This window comes from Acetobacter sp. (genome assembly GCF_047723915.1).
Taxonomy (GTDB): domain Bacteria; phylum Pseudomonadota; class Alphaproteobacteria; order Acetobacterales; family Acetobacteraceae; genus Acetobacter.
In genome coordinates this window covers 131,569-151,307 of the sequence record NZ_JBDOBQ010000002.1, presented here as the reverse complement: position 1 = coordinate 151,307, position 19,739 = coordinate 131,569, and the positions used below count along the sequence as shown (strand labels likewise).

Annotated in this window: 14 protein-coding genes; 7 read left to right on the top strand and 7 right to left on the bottom strand. The window is 58.0% G+C overall.

The window, feature by feature from the left end; all coding sequences use genetic code 11:
• Positions 1 to 50: 50 nt before the first annotated feature.
• Positions 51 to 1,385: an NtaA/DmoA family FMN-dependent monooxygenase gene (locus ABF990_RS02800; RefSeq protein WP_415499722.1), complete on the top strand. Its 1,335-nt coding sequence runs from the start codon at positions 51 to 53 to the stop codon at positions 1,383 to 1,385.
• Complete coding sequence (locus ABF990_RS02795; RefSeq protein ID WP_415499721.1) at positions 1,382 to 2,995, top strand: ABC transporter substrate-binding protein; 1,614 nt, start codon at positions 1,382 to 1,384, stop codon at positions 2,993 to 2,995. Before ABF990_RS02800 ends, ABF990_RS02795 begins: the two co-directional genes overlap by 4 nt.
• Here the strand turns inward: ABF990_RS02795 and ABF990_RS02790 are convergent.
• From ABF990_RS02790 to ABF990_RS02775, 4 genes are read right to left on the bottom strand one after another with little or no spacing between them, the layout of a single operon-like run.
• Complete coding sequence (locus tag ABF990_RS02790) at positions 2,968 to 4,197, bottom strand: acyl-CoA dehydrogenase family protein (RefSeq protein ID WP_415499720.1); 1,230 nt, start codon at positions 4,195 to 4,197, stop codon at positions 2,968 to 2,970. The genes ABF990_RS02795 and ABF990_RS02790 overlap by 28 nt on opposite strands.
• 33 nt (positions 4,198 to 4,230) lie before the next feature.
• Positions 4,231 to 4,959, bottom strand: coding sequence for an ABC transporter ATP-binding protein (locus tag ABF990_RS02785; RefSeq protein WP_415499719.1), 729 nt, complete (start codon positions 4,957 to 4,959; stop codon positions 4,231 to 4,233).
• Complete coding sequence (locus ABF990_RS02780) at positions 4,956 to 5,783, bottom strand: ABC transporter permease (protein WP_415499718.1); 828 nt, start codon at positions 5,781 to 5,783, stop codon at positions 4,956 to 4,958. Before ABF990_RS02780 ends, ABF990_RS02785 begins: the two co-directional genes overlap by 4 nt.
• Positions 5,784 to 5,791: 8 nt before the next feature.
• On the bottom strand, positions 5,792 to 6,784 hold the full coding sequence (locus ABF990_RS02775; RefSeq protein WP_415499717.1) for an ABC transporter substrate-binding protein: 993 nt from the start codon (positions 6,782 to 6,784) through the stop codon (positions 5,792 to 5,794).
• Positions 6,785 to 7,031: 247 nt separating this feature from the next.
• On the opposite strand from ABF990_RS02775, the gene ABF990_RS02770 reads away from it, so the two are divergent.
• Positions 7,032 to 8,225 carry an LLM class flavin-dependent oxidoreductase gene (locus ABF990_RS02770; RefSeq protein ID WP_415499716.1) on the top strand — a complete coding sequence of 398 codons (1,194 nt, stop codon included), beginning with the start codon at positions 7,032 to 7,034 and terminating at the stop codon, positions 8,223 to 8,225.
• A 125-nt stretch (positions 8,226 to 8,350) separates the two neighbouring features.
• Here ABF990_RS02770 and ABF990_RS02765 read toward each other — a convergent pair whose 3' ends face one another.
• Together ABF990_RS02765 and ABF990_RS02760 are read right to left on the bottom strand one after the other, a co-directional pair.
• On the bottom strand, positions 8,351 to 9,580 hold the full coding sequence (locus ABF990_RS02765) for an acyl-CoA dehydrogenase family protein (protein ID WP_415499715.1): 1,230 nt from the start codon (positions 9,578 to 9,580) through the stop codon (positions 8,351 to 8,353).
• Positions 9,581 to 9,635: 55 nt separating this feature from the next.
• Complete coding sequence (locus ABF990_RS02760; RefSeq protein WP_415499714.1) at positions 9,636 to 11,969, bottom strand: TonB-dependent receptor; 2,334 nt, start codon at positions 11,967 to 11,969, stop codon at positions 9,636 to 9,638.
• A gap of 386 nt (positions 11,970 to 12,355) precedes the next feature.
• On the opposite strand from ABF990_RS02760, the gene ABF990_RS02755 reads away from it, so the two are divergent.
• The 4 genes from ABF990_RS02755 to ABF990_RS02740 all read left to right on the top strand — a co-directional run bounded on the left by ABF990_RS02755 (position 12,356) and on the right by ABF990_RS02740 (position 17,818).
• Entirely contained in the window at positions 12,356 to 13,477 is a 1,122-nt protein-coding gene (locus tag ABF990_RS02755) for a rhodanese-like domain-containing protein (protein WP_415499713.1), read from the top strand.
• 5 nt (positions 13,478 to 13,482) lie between these two features.
• A complete protein-coding gene (locus tag ABF990_RS02750) occupies positions 13,483 to 14,229 on the top strand; it encodes an SDR family oxidoreductase (protein WP_415499712.1) in 747 nt (248 codons plus the stop codon).
• A 1,099-nt stretch (positions 14,230 to 15,328) separates the two neighbouring features.
• Positions 15,329 to 16,840: an acetyl-CoA hydrolase/transferase family protein gene (locus tag ABF990_RS02745; protein ID WP_415499711.1), complete on the top strand. Its 1,512-nt coding sequence runs from the start codon at positions 15,329 to 15,331 to the stop codon at positions 16,838 to 16,840.
• A gap of 12 nt (positions 16,841 to 16,852) precedes the next feature.
• Positions 16,853 to 17,818 (top strand): GlxA family transcriptional regulator, encoded by a 966-nt coding sequence (locus ABF990_RS02740; protein WP_415499710.1) that lies wholly within the window; start codon positions 16,853 to 16,855, stop codon positions 17,816 to 17,818.
• A gap of 250 nt (positions 17,819 to 18,068) precedes the next feature.
• Here the strand turns inward: ABF990_RS02740 and ABF990_RS02735 are convergent.
• Positions 18,069 to 19,739 (bottom strand): autotransporter domain-containing protein (locus ABF990_RS02735; RefSeq protein WP_415506467.1); only part of this gene is annotated, 1,671 nt, incomplete at its 5' end.

Below are 19,739 nucleotides of genomic sequence, written 5' to 3'. Positions count from 1 at the left end.
AAACGGTCCGGAGCCATGATATCCGGCCCCTGTCGAAAGGATTTTCCCAAGTGAACCAGAAGGGTCGCTTTCTCAACCTGAATGTCGGCATCAACACCACCGGCTACCTGCCCGAAGCATGGCGCTACAGGACCGGTAGCAGCGCCGACATAACCGACCCGTCATATTACCGCGCCCTGACCGAGCTGGCGCATACGGGACTGTTCGACGCAGCTTTTCTTTCGGACCATCCGGCGCTGATGACCGAAGCCACCGGGCGCCCCTTCCATACCCTGGACCCCCTGATGCTGACCACGCATCTGGCTGCGCAGGTGCCCGATATCGGCTTTGTGGCGACCATGTCGAGCACGTACAACTCGCCCTATAACCTGGCCCGACGCACCCAATCGGCGGATATTCTCTCCGGTGGCCGGCTGATTGTGAACATCGTGACCTCCTTTAACCGCGACGTGGCTGCCAATTTCGGCAACGCGCCCCTGCCGCCGCGCAGCGAACGCTATGCCCGTGCGCTTGAGTTCATGGATGTCGCAAAGGCCCTATGGGCAAGCTGGGACAGGAGCCGCGAACAGGCCGTGCCTGAAAACCGTTTCTGGGATGCATCGGCCGCCCGGACCATCGATCATACCGGCCCCTATTTCTCGGTACGCGGGCCGCTGAACGTGCCACGCGGGCCGCAGGGCCATCCCGTAATCGCGCAGGCCGGGGCCTCCGCTGGCGGGATCGAACTGGCGGCTCGGCATGGCGAAATTATTTACTGCAATATTCTCTGCCGGCAAGCCGGGATCGATTTCCGTGCCCGGGTGGCCGAACGTGCCCGCGCGGCGGGCCGCGACCCGGCCGGTATCCGCATCGTGCCCGGTGTCGTGGTCATTCTCGGGGCAACGCGGCAGGAGGCGCTCCGTCGCCACGAACTCTATACAGGCGCGGGATCGGAAGACGGGCTGATTGCCCGCTTTATCAAGGAACACGGGTTCGACCCCGATACATTCGACGCCGATGCCATACTCGACCCCAAGGATTTCCTGCCGCCGTCCGACCGGCTTCAGGCTCTTGGCATGGGGTTGGGCCTGTACGACCTGCTGACTCACGAAAAGCTGTCTGCACGGCAGGCCGTACGCCGTTCCGCCGGGCATCACCGTCTGCTTCTGGGCACGCCGGAAGACGTGGCCGATGGGCTAATCGACCTGTGGCAGGACGGAACGGTGGACGGCTACACCTTGCAGCCGCCACGCGCGCCGGACGATATTGTGGAATTCATCCAGAAAGTCATTCCGATCCTTCAGGACCGTGGCGTCTACCGTCGCCGCTATGAGAACGGCACGGTCCGGGACCGGTACGGCCTGCCCTACCCCTCCGCTTCAGTGACCGCCGGAGCATACGCATGAGCCACGTCCCTTTCTCCCCCGCAGGGCCGTCTTTCCGACGTCGCACGTTCCTTACGGGCGCCGCAGGCGTCTCTTTGCTGCCGTTCCTGAACGCATGCGGCAAGCACAGACCCAAGCGGCATAATATCGTGGTCGGGATAAACATCGACCCGCTTTTCCTGACCTCCGCCATCAGCTCGGACGGACCGGCGCAGCTGGTGACGAGCAAAATATTCGACGGACTGCTGACCTACGGCACCGACCTTCAGCCTCAAGCAGCTCTTGCCGTGGCGTGGGAAAGTGCGCCGGACAATCGTTCACTGACACTCAGGCTCCGCCCCGGTGTGCGCTGGCATGACAACCAGCCCTTCACCTCCGGGGATGTCGCATTTTCACTGACTGAACTGTGGAAGAAATATCACAGCAGGGGCCGCACGACTTTCGCCAATGTCACGGCAGTACACACGCCTGACGACCTGACGGTGGTCCTGGAGCTTTCTGAACCGAGCCCGTATATTCTCAATGCGCTCGGCGCCAACGAATCCCAGGTGGTGCCCCGGCATCTTTATGAAGGCAGGGATGTTCTTTCCAATCCCGCCAATACGCAACCGGTAGGAACAGGCCCCTACCGTTTCCAGACATGGAAACGCGGCAGCCATATCACTCTGGAGCGCAATCCTGCATACTGGCGCAAGGATCTGCCGACGGCAGACCAGCTGATCTTCCGCATTATCGCCGACAGTGCCTCTCTGGCTGCGGCGGTCGAGGCGGGAGAGGTGCATATTGCCCCACAGCTTTCACCTAGCGATGTCGAGCGCCTGGCCCGCATTCCGCAGATCGTCGTCGATCGTACGCCCCGTCCTTTCGCCGTCGCGACACTGGCGCTGGATTTCAATCTCGATCTCGACAAATTCCGCAACGTCGTACTCCGCCGCGCCATTGCGCATGCGATTGACCGGGAGTTCATTCTCAAAACCATTCTCTATGACGAAGGAAGCATCGCCACCGGGCCGATCCCTGCCGCACTCTCGGCCTTCTATACGTCGCAGGTGCCTGACTATGCCTATTCACCAGCACAGGCCAATGCCCTGCTCGACGGAATGGGACTGACACGCGGTGCCGACGGCACCCGCCTGTCTTTTACACTCGACCCCACCCCTACTGCGGGGTACAGTATCCAGATTGCGGATTACGTTCGTAGCGCGCTGGCGGAAATCGGCATTCGCGTCGTCGTTCGTCAGCAGGATTTCGCATCTTTCGTCAAGCGTCTTTATACTGACCGTGATTTCGAGGCCGCACTCGTCGCAGCACAGATGGGGCCGGACCCTGCAATTGGCATGCAACGCTTTTATTGGTCGAAAAGCTTCCACCGTGGCGTCGCTTTTGCCAATACCGCCCATTATGATTCACCCGCGGCCGATGCCGCCCTGGAAGCCGCGCAGTCAGCCCCAGACCTGGCCGACAGACGACGCCATTACGAAGATTTTCAGGTCATCGCCCAAACGGATCTGCCACGTATTCCACTGGTCGATATTTCGACCCCCCTCGTATACCGGGATTCGGTTTCTGGATTTGAAAGCGGTGCAGCCGGAATTTACGAGGACTACGCTTCGCTCCGGCTCAAATCCTGATCCGCCTGCGGCAAAAAACGCCCGACTGCAAAAGCCCCGGCACTGCGCGCGCGATAGATACGTGGGTTATGCGAAGCAATAACCCGCGCATTGCGCCAGTGGCGGTCAAGGCCCAGAGATTTGCTGGCAGCAGACGCGCCCAGCGCGTCGAAAGCCGCCGTCGAGGCATCGAGGACAAGGCTGGTCACGACGGGTACTGCCTGATCGACCTCAAGCGCACCTATGTGTCCGGCCTGTACCTCATCCTGCGTATTCCGGGCGAGACGAGCGTCATCAATCCGCTGGATTGCCTCTGCGGCCTTTAAAACGATGGCCCCCGCTGAATAGGCTGCGGCACGCAACTGCCCGACCACCTGAAGAATTTGCGGATCTTCGGCCGCTTTTGGCCCGTTGCCCTGAGCGTAAACCCGCTTCCGCCCAGCGACAAGGCGCGCCACGTCGTCTGCAAGAGCACGCCCGATCCCCGCGAGGGCGGCAAGATGAACGAGTTGGAAAAATGCACCGATATAACGGCAGCGCCCCTGTACGGGATGAACCCACGCTTCTTCGACGAGCACATTTTCGAATATGGCCGTACCGCTGGCGCTCAACGCCTGGCCGAAACCGTCCCAGTCATCCAGAATGGTGACCCCTGCCGCATGGGTCGGAACCAGGCCACTGACAGGGGTATCATTCTCATCCACGGCGCCGAAATTGATCCAGTCCGCGAAAAGTGCGCCACTGGTATAGAATTTCCGACCATTCAGGCGGCGGTGAGCCCCCTCGCGCACAAGTCGGGTTTCGTAATCGCCCACAACACGCCCGCCGGCTTCTGAAAAACCGCTGCCCGCCAGCCCGCCCTGCGCAAAGCGGTTCAACCAGAATTCGGAGCGCTCTTTTTCGCTGGAATTGAGCAGGTCTTCCGTCAGGCCGAGATGGGAGCGGAAGATATTGGTCAGGTTGGGATCGGCTTCGGAAAGCTCGATGAGCAGGTTAAAAAGCTCGGGCAGGGAAAAACCCAGACCGCCCAGGCGTTCAGGCACACGCAGGCCCGTAAAGCCCGCCTCCTTCAGTAGTCCGACCTCCGCCCAGGGCAGAATGCGCCCGCGATCACGGTCGGCGGCACCTGCGCGGACCTGCGCGAAGACCCCGCGAAAGCGCCCGGCCAGTTCCTCGTAGCGTAGACCCGGCCCACTGCCCCACCCCCGCTCAACCTGTGTCATGATCGTCTTTTTTCCTTTGCGGATATCTGCTTTTCAAACATCGCCGGAGACACCAAGCCATGCCAGCAACGTTCGCCGCATCGCCCCGAAATCCGGATCGGACACGTCGCGCGGTCTCGCCAGAGTAACGTCCATCTGGCATGCCACAGCACCGTCACGCATCAGTACTATACGGTCCGCGAGCAGAAGAGCCTCCTCCACATCATGTGTGACCAGCAGTACTGAAAAACCGTGCCGTTCCCATACGCGTGCCACAAGCTGCTGTGCTTTCAAGCGAAGAAGCGCATCAAGAGCGGCAAATGGTTCGTCCAGGAACAGAATATCGGGCTGCCTGACAAGCGCTCGCGCCAGAGCTGCGCGCTGGGCCTCCCCACCTGAAAGTTCGCGTGGCCATGCGGCGGCCCGGTGTTCGAGCATGACCTCCGCCAGCACGGACGCCGCATCCGCCCGTGAACCGGGCGGCGAGAGACCAAGCACGACATTTTCCCAAACACGCTTCCATGGCATCAACCGTGGCGCCTGAAAGGCAACACCCCGCCTGGACGGCACAGCGACCTCGCCCTCAAACTGGGTATCGAGCCCGCAAAGAATCCGCAGAAGCGTACTTTTGCCGCAACCGCTTGTCCCCAGAAGGGCCACGAATTCTCCGGGCCGGATATCGATATCAAGATCCGCCAGAACCCGGCGGGCCCCGAAATTCTTGTTAAGACCTCTTACGCGTACTGCCGGGACAGACTGTGGGGGACACACCGCTTGAGTCATGAGGTCGCAAATGCTCCGTTCCATGCCAGTAGTCGGGATTCGAGGAATCTGATGGAAAAATCGGCAGCAAGACCGAGAAATGCGTAAATGAAAAGACAAACGACGATAATATCGGTGCGATAAATTTCCCTTGCATGATTGATAAGGTAGCCAAGCCCGTTGAGGCTGTTCACCTGCTCGGCAAAAACCAGCGCCAGCCATGCGCTGCCCAGTGCGTACCGCAGCCCTGTCAGGAGGTTTGGGATCGCGCCAGGAAGAAGAACATGGCGCACAACCCCCAGCCGGCTCAGCCCAAGTGTGCGCCCTGCCTCGATCAGCCCCGGATCGACCTGGCGGACACCCGAGACAAGATTGATGTAAACCGGGAAAAATACCGCAAGAGCGATCAGCGCGTCCTTCGAGGCCTCTTCGATGCCGAGCCATATGATAAGCAGCGGAATAAGCCCGACCCAGGGCAGGGTCCGCGCCATATGCACTACGCCGTCGATCAGATCTTCACCCAGCGCGGTCAGGCTGGAAAGCAGCCCCAGTCCCACACCGCACGCCAGGCCGGTAACGACGCCAATGCTCACCCTTGCCAGCGACGCCTCAAGAGCATGGGCCAGTTCTCCTCCTGCGGCAAGCTCCCGGCACGTCGCAAACAGGCTATGCGGAGCCGGCAGGGTGTCAGGGCTGACCCACCCGGCCAGAGCAGCGCCTTCCCATACTGCGAGCAGCAGAACTGGCCCAAGCAGGCGCCTGACAGGCCTGGGCAGACCGGAGCGCCCCTGCGGACGGGGTACTATGACCTGCATTCCACCCTGTCGGAAAAGGAGAGTATTCATGCCCGATCTCACTCATGCCTGTCCGTGACCGGCCCCGCATTCTCTGCATTGATAATGTCGTCAAAACCGGGGGCGAGATTGTCTTTGATGTCGAATGTCCTGCCGAAAAGGCCGATCGTATGGAAATAGGCTATTTCCTGCTGCCATCCGGCCAGCACGTCAGGCGTGTCCGCTGGCAGGTAGCGTGCGGTCGCACGGCTGACCGTCAGCCGCGCCGCCGCAAGAGGCACCTGCGCAATACTGGACATCTGAGCGGCCCAGATATCCGGATGCGCATTAACCCAGGCGCGAGCACGCAGTATGCGCCGCGTCAGATCCTTCAAGGCAGCGGTTTTGGCTGGATCGCGTAAATCGGCAGCGTTGGCGTACAGCATTCCCGCAGGCTGCACAGCCCGGTCCAGAAACGCGACGACCCGCGCTCCATGTTCGGTCTGGGCGATTGCCACGTTAGGATCCCAGACTACGAACGCGTCGACCCTGCCGCTCAGCAATGAGAAAAGCCCGTTCGACGTATCCAGGTTAAGGATTTTCCTGCTGTCCCAGGGAATACCTGCCTTGTCGAGCGCTTTCGCAAGCTGGTAATGCTGCGCTGTATAGTAAGGCAACGCAATGGCGGCCCCGCGCAGATCGGACACGCTTTGCAATGGCGAGTCCTTCCGCACCAGAATAGCGCTACCTGAAGGGCCGTTATAGCGTGTCGCACCCAGAACGGCGATCTGCGCGCCGTGCGCAATGGCGAACAGCACGCCTGTTTCGCCCCCGGCCGCTATGTCCACCCGACCTGCTCTCAGGGCTTCTGTCAAAGGCAGGGTGGAATCAAAAACAGCCCATTTGATGGCGTACGGCGTGCCCTTGTCCTCGCCCGAGGCGATCAGCTCACGCTCCAGACCAGTCTTGTTGGGCGTTCCAACAACAATCGTGACCTGCGACAGATCGCCTGTGGCGGCAGAGGCGCGCTCGACCGTGCCGACAGCGGCGCACAGGCAAAGACAGAGCAGCACGCGCCCGACAGCCCGGCTCCGCAGAACGAGATAACAAGCGTTTAATTTTGTAATATTTTTCAACATGCGATTTTAAAGTGTCTAATTTTGATCTTGATGTCAATATCGTATAATTATAGATATAAAAAATATCACACTATAATTTTTAGTGTGTTTTGGACCGTCATCACGCCAATCCTCAACCGGCATTTGCACCATTGCACCCGGGACCGATCCGCCCGGACCACATGGCGCAGGAGAAGTTTCCATGTCCGAGGTTTCACAGGCCGATACACTCGCGTCATCTGCCGCCACGCCTTTCTCCCCCATCGTTCCCTCCCCGCTGGATTTCCCGGACAGCCCGCTTTCGCTCGCGGTCAAACAGCCATTGATGCTGGGCCTGTTTCTGAATTTTCAGAATATACGGGTGTCGACATATCCGACCGGATCCACATGGACCTTCGACCACAATGCCGAAATCGTCCGACTGGGTGACAGTCTGGGTTTCGAGATCGTCTTCAGCCGTACACAATGGCTGCCCAAGGGGGGGTATGACGGTGACGCCTCGCTCGACTCCTTTATCGGAGTTGCCGCATTTGCTCCGATAACGAAACGCATATTGCTGATTTCGACCATTCACGTACTCTATGGGCCGTGGCATCCACTGCATCTTGCGAAATACGGTTCCACGCTGGATCATATTTCCAAAGGCCGATGGGGAATCAACATCGTGACCGGCCACCGCGCCGTCGAACATGAGATGTTCGGATGGGACAGGATCGAACATGACCGGCGTTACGAGATGGCGGGGGAATTTTTCGATTCTGTCGAACATTTATGGGGCGATACCGAGAATTTCAGCCATGCCTCCAGGCTTTCAAGCTGGAAAATCAGGAATGGCTACATTACCCCCAAGCCGCTTTTTGGGCGGCCGGTGCTGGTTACGGCAACCGGGTCGGAAGCCGGGATCGCCTTTGCCGCGCAATATTCCGATCTTTTGTTCATTACCAGCCCTGGGGGAGCGCATATTGACAGCGCCCTGGCAACGCTGCCCGCCCATATCGCGAATATTCATCAAGCAGCCGCCCGCTTTGGCCGTCGCGTCAAAACAATCATCAACCCGCTGGTTGTCTGCCGCGACACATCGGCCGAAGCCCATGATTATGCCCGTGCGATTGCCCGGAACAAACTGGCTCCAACCAACTCAACCGGGTTCGGCAACTATGATAGCGATGCTCATGCCTGGCGTGGACGGCTGGACCAGAATGCCAAACAAGGGCTCGGACTTGGCGGAAATATCGAGATCATTGGCAGCCCCGAAGAGGTCGTGGACCAGCTTGTCGCGCTCAAACGGGCAGGAATCGACGGTGTACAGCTTGGATTCTACGATTTTCTACCCGAACTGCGTTATTTTGGCGAACGCGTCCTTCCGCTCATGAAGCAGGCTGGCCTGCGCCTTTAAGGCCCCATATTACGCGACAGGACCTATGATATAAAAACCATCGGTCCTATTGCAACAAACGCGCAGAGCAGCGTGCAGGCCGGAAACCTGGGATATGGCTTACCGATCAGGTTCCGGCCCTTTGCTTAATTTTTCAAAGAGTTTTCAGCCCGGTTTCCATCGGACGGGAAAGCCGAACGTGCGACCATGAGCCTTATGGTTCGGGAATTGGGCGCGTGGGACTGCACGCAAGCCAGGTCCCTGCAATGACGCTCCAGGGTGTCGTGCCGGGAAAGTCCTGCCGCACCGGCAAGTTCAAGAAAAAGCGCATGCAGGGTAAGCTGGCTTTCGGTCGTGGCGTGTCTTAGCAAAGCTCCTTCCAGTGCATCTGGCCTGCCTTCATCTGCCTCCCGTGCGGCCGCGCGCAGCAACCGTTCATTCGTCTGGACAAGAATCTCTGCACGACCGAGACCTTCCTGGAAATGTGGAAGACCAAATAATGTCGAATCACCGGTCGCATTCAGCCGACGTGCTCGCCCGAATTGAACCAGCCAGTCTCTCGCGGCCACTGTCACGCCATGGTAGACGGATGCCACAAGAGTAAAATGCCACACCGTTCCCACCGCTTCGCGCACGAGCGGCGCACCTGCCGGGCGATCGTGCAGAATATGACCATATGGCACTTCGACGTTATCGAGAATCACGTCATGCGACGCTGTTGCCCGCATACCTGTCGTATCCCACGCCGGCCTGAACGAAACACCGGGCGCATCCGCCGGCACAAGAAACGAGGCAATACGTGGCTGAGCTTCGTCGGTCACGGCTGATACGAGTATCCAGCGCAAGGCCGTGGAACCGGTGCAGTAACATTTATGACCCGTGATCCGCCAGCCGTCTCCCTGCCGCCGCGCGATAGTCCGGGGCACGCCCCCATGCGAAGGTGAACCCGTCTCAGGCTCAACCTGAGCCGCATTGATCAGCGCACGATGCGACAGTGCATCACGCACGACAAAATTGCCCAGCGCCTCCGGCCACTGGCTGCCACGCGCGATCTGACCATGCGTTCCATAATACATGGCAAGGATCAGTGCGGTCGCAGGCTCTCCACGCGCGATTTCAGACACAATCGCACGGGCAAGCTGTAACCCGCCACCCGCACCACCCTCTTCCGGCGCTATGGTGACAGCCATAAGGCCGCTTTCGAACAGCAGATCGAGATTCCGCTCGGGGCATGCGCCACTGCGGTCGTATCCAGCTGCGTCCGTTGCGAAGCGATCCGCCAGATCACGGGCCAAAGCCAGATAATGTTCGGCTGGATATGACTGCACCCGTTGCTTTCCGGGAGCTGTCATGACATCCGCATGCTTTCCGCTCATGGTGGCCACTCCTTTCATCTCGTGTTGTGGGCATATCCGCCCATTCCAGGCGGAATCAGAAACTGATATTGGCGCCCCCCTGGATACGAAAGCGAGGCTCCACGCCCACGTACCGGACCCCGGCGGCATAATAATTGATTTCCGAGAAACGATCGGTCGGGAATGCAATAGCCGACAGATACAAGGACAGATTATGCCGGGTAGGATTGGAATAGGTCAGTTTGCCCTGAATGCGCTGATAAGGAGAACTGGATTGCCTGCCGTCGGTTGAAAGTTTGGTCTCGCCTATGAACTGATGCGCGAAATTAAAGGCAAGTCGCTCGTTCGGGTCGCCCCAGAAGTGTACTGGCGCTGAAACGTTGATCTGATAATCCTTCTGCTCATCGGGAACGAACTGCACATATCCCCATGAGTTGCCGGTCAGGCGGGCCCGTACACGGCTGTAATTCGCGGCGACATCAAGCTCGATATGGCTGTTACGGATAAGGAACAGCCTGGCGTCGAAATCTTCACCCACACGCAGTGACGAGCCGATATTCTCCAGCGCGCCCGTCGTTGTCGATGTGCCGATCTCGGAACTGGCGTTGGTGGTATAAACATCGGCGCCAAAATGAAAGCCAAGTTTGGTGTTGTCATAGGCTAGGCCGCCCTCGTAACTCCGCATCGGCGATGTCTTGAGAGAAGGATTCAGGTTAAGCTGTAAAACCGCGTTAGGTGCCTGAACGGCTTCCCCCATGTTGCCATACAGCGTCAACCCGGTGGCCGGATAAAAGGCAATACCCAGCTTGGGACTGATATGCCCTGCCCAATCGGTAATATACTGGCGCAGAAGGTTATTGGGTTTCACCCAGCTTAAAACATTGTCACTGAATATGAAGCTGTCATACCGAAAACCTGCTGATATTTTCATCCATTTGACGGGTTTGAATCCCACGTCGAGATACAGGGAAGGGTTTATTTCGGTGAAATCAGCCTTGTTGAAATAGTTGATCGACCCGAAATAGGCTTGTGGCGCCGGAATTGCCTGATTATTCAGCGCCGGATAATTCCACGCCTTCGCCATATCCACATGGACCAGCGCTCCAGCCCGCAGATCGAGTTGCATGCCCAGGGGCAGCTTGAATTTCCAATACGGATCAACGCCTGCCCCCACCGTGGTGCGGGAATCGATTGAAGCGTTCTGCTCCGCCCGGGGCACAGACGCAGGATAATAACCACGCGTTATCGAACGGTAGAGATAGACATTGTCCACAAACAGATTCGCGTCGAGCTGAAAATTGCCGTGAGTATGGGTGAAATTGAAATTGAACGTCTCCTGCGTCTTGTCCCCTCGGTCTTCCATATTCATGGCGGCCTTTGGATTGACGCGGGCAACGGATATGGGAATGTAACCGGGCTGGCCATAATTCGCGTTGTAGATTTGCGCCGAAAATGAGAGCTTGTCCTCGGGCGTAATGAAATAGGTGGTCTTGCTGAACAGATTGACCTTGTCCTGGGCGGCATTGTCACGATACCCGGCGTCCCTGCCCCCCTCGAACACGACATAGCTTTTCAGGCGGCCACCGTCGTAACCATAACTCAGCAGCGACCGTGACTCTCCGAAAGATCCAAACCGCTGGGAAAAACCGGTCCGATAAAAATCGGCTGTATGAATGACAACAGACCCACCGACGGCAAGCATGCCGCCATAACGCGTATCGAACGGGCCTTTGATGACATTAATATCCCCGATGATTTCGGGAATAAGGACATTGAGGTCATTATAGCCATTGCTCTGCGCACCGGAATACATGTTGCGCTGATAACCATCGATATAGGCCGCGACATAATTGCCGTTCGAATTACCGGACCATCCGCGCATGCCAAAGCCCTGCGCAATGCCGCCATTGCCGTAATCCTCCACATAGACACCGGGAACGTTCCGGAACAGATCGATCGAGGATGACGTGGCCTGCGCTTGAATATCTTTCTGGGTCAATCGATAAACCGTTGCAATGTCATTTTCGACAGACTTGCCCAGATTCAATTTTTGCGCGGCGGTATGAGACTGGCCACTGACCTCGACCGCCTCCGCTCGGGCTGCTGCAACAACTGCCGCAGGCTGCTGGCCTTGCCCCTTGGCAACCTGCGCCGGAACCGCTTTTCCCGCAGGAGTGGTAGTAACACCGACTTTTCCATCCTGGGCGGCGACTTTCCCCTTACCTGACACTGCATTGGCGGTACCGCAGGACAGTAGGACGCCAAGCGTTACGGGAACCAGAAGCCCGTCCCGCTTGCTGGCATGTATGGCACTGGATGAGAGAGCCTCTATTTTCATCAATCTCAGGCGTGTCATTGTCGTCCGATCATAAAACACCATTGTTTGCGTGAATTTAAATTTACTATTCATTATATGTCAATTTTAAACGTGATATAATGAGATACCCAAAAACAATATCTAAATATGTTGTACATTAACAACATATTTCCATCTTACTTACATTTTTGTGCGTTATTTTTTGATTGACTCAAAATTAAATCTCATAATAATGTGTGATATGGAGTCACCTCAATAACCACTTTGCAATACAGTTAAATATGCAGTGCAATCTTCCATTCCGAGACACAGATAATAAACACAGATAATACAGGTGGCGTGATAGCCTGACATCACACAATAAGCGCAATTACCATTATTATATATGTGTAAAAAATACTTTTGAAATGGATCCTTTATTTTGTGCGTGTGAGTGAAAATACCCGACCAATACGTCTTCAATCGAAAGGACACAGGAAATGGCGATCAAGGAAATTCATCGTGCAACACTTCAGACCTGGCTGACTGAGGGCAGTCTCAGTCAAGGTGTCGAAACTGGCCTTCTCGACCTGCGCAATGAAGCGGATTTTGCCAAGGGCCATCCACTCTTCGCGACTAACGTTCCTCTGCGCCGCCTCGAGGCGGAAGCATCGGCCTTCGTGCCTCGCAAGGACACGCGTCTTGTGCTGGTGGATGGGGGCGACAAGGTTGCACACCAAGGTGCTGAAATTCTCAAGCGACTGGGCTATACAGATATCAACGTTTTACGTGGTGGCATTCCCGGCTGGCTGGACAATGGCGGCAACGGCTCTCCGACATTCGATATCCCCGGCGTCATTTTCGCGACGGCTGTGCAGGATATCGACGGAACACCTGGGATCACGGTTGAGGAACTGGCTGCACTACAGGCCCGGAAAGCCGATATTGCGATTCTGGATACCCGCACACCCCCCGAATTCGAGCTGGGCCATGTACCTGGCGCGCGCAACCTGCCGGTTGCAGAACTGCTCCAGCGTTTTCTTGACTATGTTCCATCGCCCGATACCCGCGTGATCGTTTCATGCGCGGGTTTGCCGCGCGCCATACTTGGTGCCCAGACTCTTATCAGCGCCGGGGTGCCTAATGAGGTCGTCTATCTGATCGATGGTACACCGGCCTGGACGCGCGCCGGTCGGGAGCTTGAAAGCGGCCATGCTGAAACATTCGCGCATCCCAGTTCCAAAGCCGTGGAATTCGGCCTGAAAGCTGCAGAAAAACTGGTGCGACGGGGGAGTTTGAAAACAATCGACCGCGCGGGCATTGACAAATGGAGCGCCGAAAGCGGACGCACAACCTATGTGCTGGACGTACGGCTACCGCATGAATACGCTCTGGGGCACCTACCCGGTGCGCTTTCCTCACCTGGTGGTCAGCTTATCGCTGTATCGCATCGAACCGTTGCGGTCCGTGGCGCGCGTATCGTACTCGTCGACGACACGGGTACACGTGCAAAAACAACGGCCTTCTGGCTCGCCCGCAGAGGCTGGGACGTACGCGTTCACACGCATGCCCAGGCCGAAGCGGAAAAAGCTGACGCAAGGCGGGAATTTGCGCCGAGCTAGAACCAATGCTTCAACATAACGTTTCCAAGCTTGACGGAAAATTTGCTTTTGTAACGGGTGGCGCGCGCGGAATAGGCCGCGCCATAGCCGAACGCCTCGCCACGTGCGGCAGCGCCGTGGCAATAGGCTATCATAGCCGCCCCGACGCAGCCGCAAGAGTCGTCTCCGCCATACAGGAGTATGGTGGAGAAGCTTTTGCCGTGCATTGCGATATCAGCGACGAACGAAGTCTTGTTGCAGCCCTTGATCTGGTTCGGGAGCGTTTTGGCGCACTCGATATACTTGTTAACAATGCCGGTGGATCTCCCCCCGCACGTCTGGTCGCGGACGGTACCTCAGAGGCATTCGATCAGGCTTTTGCGCTGGCCAAGGGTACATATCTGGCTCTTGGCTGGGCGGCCCGCCATCTGTCCGATAATGGCCGGATCATCAATATTCTTACGAGCCTGACCACCGGCTTCTGGCCGAACAATGCTCTTTATGTGGGTTATAAAGGCGCGCTCGAACAGATCTCGCGCACTCTCTCGCGTGAAATAGGCGATCGCGGCATTACTGTGAACGTCGTCTCTCCGGGTCCAATTCACACCGATGCAAATGCCGATCCACACAACCATGTCCGTCTCGCGGCACAGACCAGCCTTGGGCGGGTTGGCGAGCCGCAAGATGTCGCAGCGGCTGTCACATTTCTTGCCTCACCGGAAGCCAGCTTCATTACAGGACAAAACATTGTTGTGAATGGCGGCATTCGTTAAGAGCGGAATTTATAGTTCCGCAATATGACACGACACGCAGAAGACGGCCGAAGAATTCCCAGGCTATTCTTCTGTCGACGGTGTCCACACATTGCCTCATCGCAAACCAGATTGCCCACCCTATGACAACGAAAGGGTAAAACGCTCCGTCGGTCGTCTGGACTTCGGCCATATCAAGAGTGAAACAGCTGCATCATGCGCTTTTTTTACACCGTATTGAACTGCTATCATTATCCGTGAGAAACGTTGTGGGCCAATCGATCTAAAAACAGTAGACCGTCCAACCAATATGCAAGGTCGGATTGATTTCCGATATGTCTTTTGTGTCCAGCGTCGATAAATGCGCCCATGCGCGGTGCTGACCGCAACACTGGCCCTGCAACCGGGCCAGGTCCCTGCCCTGATCCTCTTGGCATTTGCCCTGTTTGCCAGCGGGGTCGCCGTCAGTTGTGGCTGGACCCTTGGCACCTTGATTACCACGGAGGACCGGGTTGCGACGCTGGAGGCCGTTCAGAACACTGGCGCGTCATTAGGGGGTGTTCTGGCACCCCTGCTGACAGGAATTCTGACAACACACTTCGCATCATTCGGTCCAGCGTTTATACTGGCCGGCGGTATAGGTCTGGCCAGCGCCTTTATATATTACCATGGCTTTACAAAGAAAAAATCATGAACTCCTCAAGCCGCGCGCATGACGTGGCACATACCATGCCAACACGACTTCAACCGAAAAATCGGGGCTATGGATTTGCAACGAATGCGCCCGGCAAGTCCGGGAGGACCAGAAGCGAAGCACCGGACCCTCGTCTCCGTGACGCTGACCGAACCTACAGTGCCACCCGCGCATGCTGTCACACGGTCTGTTTCTGCCTGATATCTGAACAGTTGGTCCAACACGCCTTTTCAGGATGACCCATGGCGCTGCGCGTGGGAAACGGACAGAATCAGGCGAACAGTAGGAACTGATCACAGGCCTGTGGAGAGAGATGTCCCAATCCGGTCCATAATACCGCTTTGTCGGACCATCATTGCGATTGCCGTCTTTCCTGTTCAGCTCTCATCATGAATGACCTCAAGAACATTCGGATGAAAGCCGTCCATGAAAGACCGTATTCAGAACCAGAGATTCCTTGACCGCATCATGACGGCGGAAGAAGCTGCGGGGTTGATTCGAAATGAGGATGTCATCGCCACCAGTGGCTTTACTGGCGCCGGATACCCCAAGGCCGTACCGCAGGCCCTCGCGCAGCGTATTGAAACAGCGCATGCCTGTGGCGAACCTTTCTCGGTTCGGCTTCTGACAGGAGCGTCAACGGGACCGCAACTTGATGGTGCCCTTGCTGCGGCCAACGGCGTAGCGTTTCGCTGTCCTTACAACGGGGACGCAGCAATGCGGACGCGGATCAATGAAGGCAGCACCCTCTATCTCGACATGCATCTCGGGCAAGTCGCGCAGAAAGCGCGACAGGGACAGTTTGGCAGGCCAGACGTAGCCATTATCGAAGCGGTCGCGGTCACACCGGACGGACAGCTCATTCTCAGTTCTTCCGTGGGCAACAGCCCGACATGGGCCCAGATCGCAGATAAAATCATTGTCGAGATCAACACCTGGCAGAACCCCGGGCTTGCGGGCATTCACGACATCTGGGACGGCGTACGGATGCCGCCAGACGGGCAGGCCATTCCCCTGCTGCGTCCCGGCGACCGCATTGGCGGCGGCACACTTTCCATTGCGCCTGACCGCCTTGCTGCTGTCGTAATCACGGATGAGCCAGACCGCAATGCCCCCTTTGCCGAACCTGACACGACGGCACGGCAGATTGCCGGTCATGTGATGGAGTTTTTCGAGCATGAGGTAAGGCAGGGACGACTGCCACCGTCACTGCTGCCACTGCAAAGTGGCGTTGGCAATATCGCCAATGCCGTGCTGGACGGCCTGAATACAAGCCGGTTTGAAAACCTGACCGGCTTCAGCGAGGTCATTCAGGATGGCATGCTGTCCATGCTCGAAAGCGAGCGCATGACAGTCGCTTCGGCCTCCTCCTTTTCCCTGAGTCCCCAGGCGGCGCAGCGCATCAATGACAATGCGGCATTCTTTCGCCAGAAAATCGTGCTGCGGCAACAGGAAGTCAGCAACAGTCCCGAACTGATCCGCCGCCTCGGGGTTATTGCCATGAACGGCATGATTGAGGCGGATATCTATGGCAACGTGAATTCAACCTGTGTCATGGGATCTCGTATCCAGAACGGCATCGGGGGGTCGGGCGACTTTGCACGGAATGCGTTCCTGTCGCTCTTTGTCTCCCCATCCACCGCCAAAGGGGGCAGGATATCGGCGTTCGTGCCAATGGTGCCCCATACGGATCATATTTTGCAGGATGTGCAGATTATTGTCTCGGAACAGGGGCTGGCCGACCTGCGTGGACTTGCGCCGGTTGAACGCGCACGAACCATTATCGACACATGCGCGCATCCCGATTTCAGGCCACAGTTGCAGGACTATTTCGAGCAGGCCCGGCGGCATAGCTTCGGCCAGCACATTCCTCACCACCTGCCCTCAGCCCTTGCCTGGCATCAGCGTTATATGGAAACCGGGAGCATGACAGCCTGAACAGGAAACCGGATGACCGAACTTCTTATCGTCTTTGTAGTAAGTGATGGCGTCCAGCTCATGGATATAGCCGGGCCAGCCGATGTTTTCGCGGAAGCCAATACCTTCCATGGCAGCCCGCTGTACCGGTCTGTCATTGCCGCGACAAAGAGGGATATCCGGAGTTCGTGTGGTTTCAGACTCCGGGCTGACCTGCTCCTGGCGGATGTCAGCACCGGATGTGTTGATACTCTGCTGGTGGCAGGAGCACCTGACGCCGCGACCAGACCCCACGATGTGGCCTTGACCGGATGGCTGCGGCAGGAAGTTCCCAGGGCCCGTCGGTTTGGCTCCATCTGCGGAGGTGTCTTTCCCCTTGCGGAAACCGGCCTGCTGAATGGTCACACCATCGCCGCGCACTGGGCCGATGTGGAGTGTGTCCGCCAGCGGTTTCCTGCCGTGACCGTAGACGCCGATGCAATCGTGCGGGAGGAAGGCAGCCTCCGCACTGCGGCCGGCGTGTCCTCCGGTCTGGATCTGGCGCTTGCACTGGTACGGGAGGACATGGGCGAGCGGATTGCCCGTGATGTGGCGCGGCAACTCGTGCTGTTCTACAAACGGCCCGGCGGTCAGCTACAATACAGCAAACAAAGAGCATTATCCCCGGCCGGACGGTCTGCATTGCAATCTCTGCAACGACGGATCATGCAGCAGCCGGATGCTGACTATGGCGTGGAAGCGATGGCAGGAATGGTGGCGCTCGAACGCCGGCAACTGACGCGGCTCTTTACTCAGGAAACGGGACTGTCACCCGCCCGATGGGTGGAGCAGACACGCCTTACCGTCGCCCGCAGCCTGCTTGAAGACGGCCGCAAACCACCAAAAGTGGTGGCCGCCGAAGCAGGCTTTGGATCTGTCAGAGTTCTGCGACGGGTCTTTCAGCGGCACCTCGGCGTGACACCTGCTGAATACAGGAAGCGTTTTGGACATATTCACTGACTCTGCCCATATTTTCTGTTTCTCAACATCACCGGGTGAAGCAGCCGCAGGTTGCCGATACTCTTGACATGACGCGGCTCCACCTCAGTCAGCACGTGCAGGTCTTCGCCGGTTCATCCGCGATACAATGTACGATCTTTCGCTGGTTCAGCGACGTTTGACGTAACCTCGATACGCTGGCCCGACCCGGTTGCCTGCGTTCGAACAGGGCGGCCGGCTGCGTATCGAGGGGCCGTCATCAGATGAGAGATCAGAAATTAACGCGTATGCTCCCCGTGACCCCGTTGGACGTATACCGGGTCGAGAACTGCCCGACATAATCCGCACCAAGATCGAGGCGGTCTGTCAGTCTGGCGCGTATCCCCGTTTTTACCAACGCGACATCCTGCGTCACCGGCGTACCCGAGACTTCGAACACGCTGCCACCATCGAAGGACTGGTGCGCCGTGGGCAACAAGGTGCCAAAGCCGTGGCGATAGGCAAGGGTCGCTTCCGGCGCCAGCAGCACCCCGCCCGTGCGCACATGCGCGGCCAGCCGCGTGCCGAACGTGGTAAAACTGGCCCCCGTGATCGAGGTATTGTCTGACAACACGGCGCTGCTCCCGTGCTCGCTGAACCGCCCTGTCCGCACGCCCACCCATGCCACGTTGGCAAACGGTTCGGCCGAAACACGCCCCATATCCAGCCTATAACCCAGGTCGCCATAGGCCTGCGTGGTGCCGCCATTGTAGTTGGCGTTCAACCGCGTCGTATAACCGGGTAACGCCACGGCACGCGTGGTTGAAAGCCTGTTGAACGAGTACGTTACCCCCAGCCGCAGCCCAAGGCGGCCCCAATGCTTACCCGCATACGGCCCGACGCTGACAGTATCGCTATGCCCCCAGGACGAAACGGTGCCCGAGCTGAAAGATGAATGCCCGTATCCCGCCGCCAGCCCCACATGCCAGCCGGCCACCGGGGCATCCAGCCCCAGCATGAACCCACCCGCGTTGTCGGTCAGGGACGCAGCATTACCGTCGCCACCGCTATGACCGAACGCACCGTACCCCTGCATCCAGACCGCAGCGTCCTCAGCACGGCAGGTGCCATCGGTGCGTGTGCCATCGATCCGCGCTGTCTTCGCTCCACTGCCCGCACCGGGCGCGCAGTCAGCGGCCCGAAGGCGCTCCGTTACAGCATCGCGCACATACAGACTGTCCTGAACCAGTGCTGTGCGGGCAGAGGCGTGAATTTCGCCTGACAGGGCATTCAGCGCCTTGCGGGCGCTCGCCGTACTGGCGGTGACCAGAGCGTCATACAGCGCGCCAGAGGACAGGGTTCCAAGGCCGTTCCCTGTAGCGACCTCGTTACGCGTGATCCCCACGGCACCAAAAGCAACCGCGTTGCGGCTGAATGACAACGACACGTCGTCAGCATCATAGGTAAGGGTCGGTGAAAGATAGGCCAGATTGGTCACGAGCGTGCCGAATGTGCCGGTCACGCCCTGCCGTGACCGCAACAGCACGATGGCGTCGCGCCAGTTGCCACCTGTACCGTTGACATCGACCGTGCCCCCCTCGAGCGTGGTGGCCCCGGAAACAGCAACCAGGCTCAAGGCAGCACCGGGCGTGACATTGACCGCATAGGTCGAGCCTGAGGTCAACGTAAGGTTGCCGTTTACGTTCAGGGTACCCACGCCTGAATCACCGGGGGCCAACGTACCGGAAACAGTCGTGGTACCCACGGTGCCGGTGCCCGAAAGCATAGCGTTGGTATCGACAGCGACCGGGCTGGCAAGGGTGCCATCAACCTGTAGAGTACCGGCCGAAACCTCTGTCCCGCCGGTATAGGTACTGTCGCCTGACAGAACCAGCGTTCCAGCCCCGCTCTTGACCAGATCGCCCGCCACGCTGCCATCGCTGAGCGTACCGGACAGTGTGGC

Bases quoted from the DNA above. Each gene is read 5' to 3' on its own strand.
- ABF990_RS02795 (WP_415499721.1), top strand. From the start codon at position 1,382: ATGAGCCACGTCCCTTTCTCCCCCGCAGGGCCGTCTTTCCGACGTCGC.
- ABF990_RS02790 (WP_415499720.1), bottom strand. From the start codon at position 4,197: ATGACACAGGTTGAGCGGGGGTGGGGCAGTGGGCCGGGTCTACGCTAC.
- ABF990_RS02785 (WP_415499719.1), bottom strand. From the start codon at position 4,959: ATGACTCAAGCGGTGTGTCCCCCACAGTCTGTCCCGGCAGTACGCGTA.
- ABF990_RS02780 (WP_415499718.1), bottom strand. From the start codon at position 5,783: ATGAATACTCTCCTTTTCCGACAGGGTGGAATGCAGGTCATAGTACCC.
- ABF990_RS02770 (WP_415499716.1), top strand. From the start codon at position 7,032: ATGTCCGAGGTTTCACAGGCCGATACACTCGCGTCATCTGCCGCCACG.
- ABF990_RS02765 (WP_415499715.1), bottom strand. From the start codon at position 9,580: ATGAGCGGAAAGCATGCGGATGTCATGACAGCTCCCGGAAAGCAACGG.
- ABF990_RS02760 (WP_415499714.1), bottom strand. From the start codon at position 11,969: ATGAATAGTAAATTTAAATTCACGCAAACAATGGTGTTTTATGATCGG.
- ABF990_RS02755 (WP_415499713.1), top strand. From the start codon at position 12,356: ATGGCGATCAAGGAAATTCATCGTGCAACACTTCAGACCTGGCTGACT.
- ABF990_RS02750 (WP_415499712.1), top strand. From the start codon at position 13,483: ATGCTTCAACATAACGTTTCCAAGCTTGACGGAAAATTTGCTTTTGTA.
- ABF990_RS02745 (WP_415499711.1), top strand. From the start codon at position 15,329: ATGAAAGACCGTATTCAGAACCAGAGATTCCTTGACCGCATCATGACG.
- ABF990_RS02740 (WP_415499710.1), top strand. From the start codon at position 16,853: ATGACCGAACTTCTTATCGTCTTTGTAGTAAGTGATGGCGTCCAGCTC.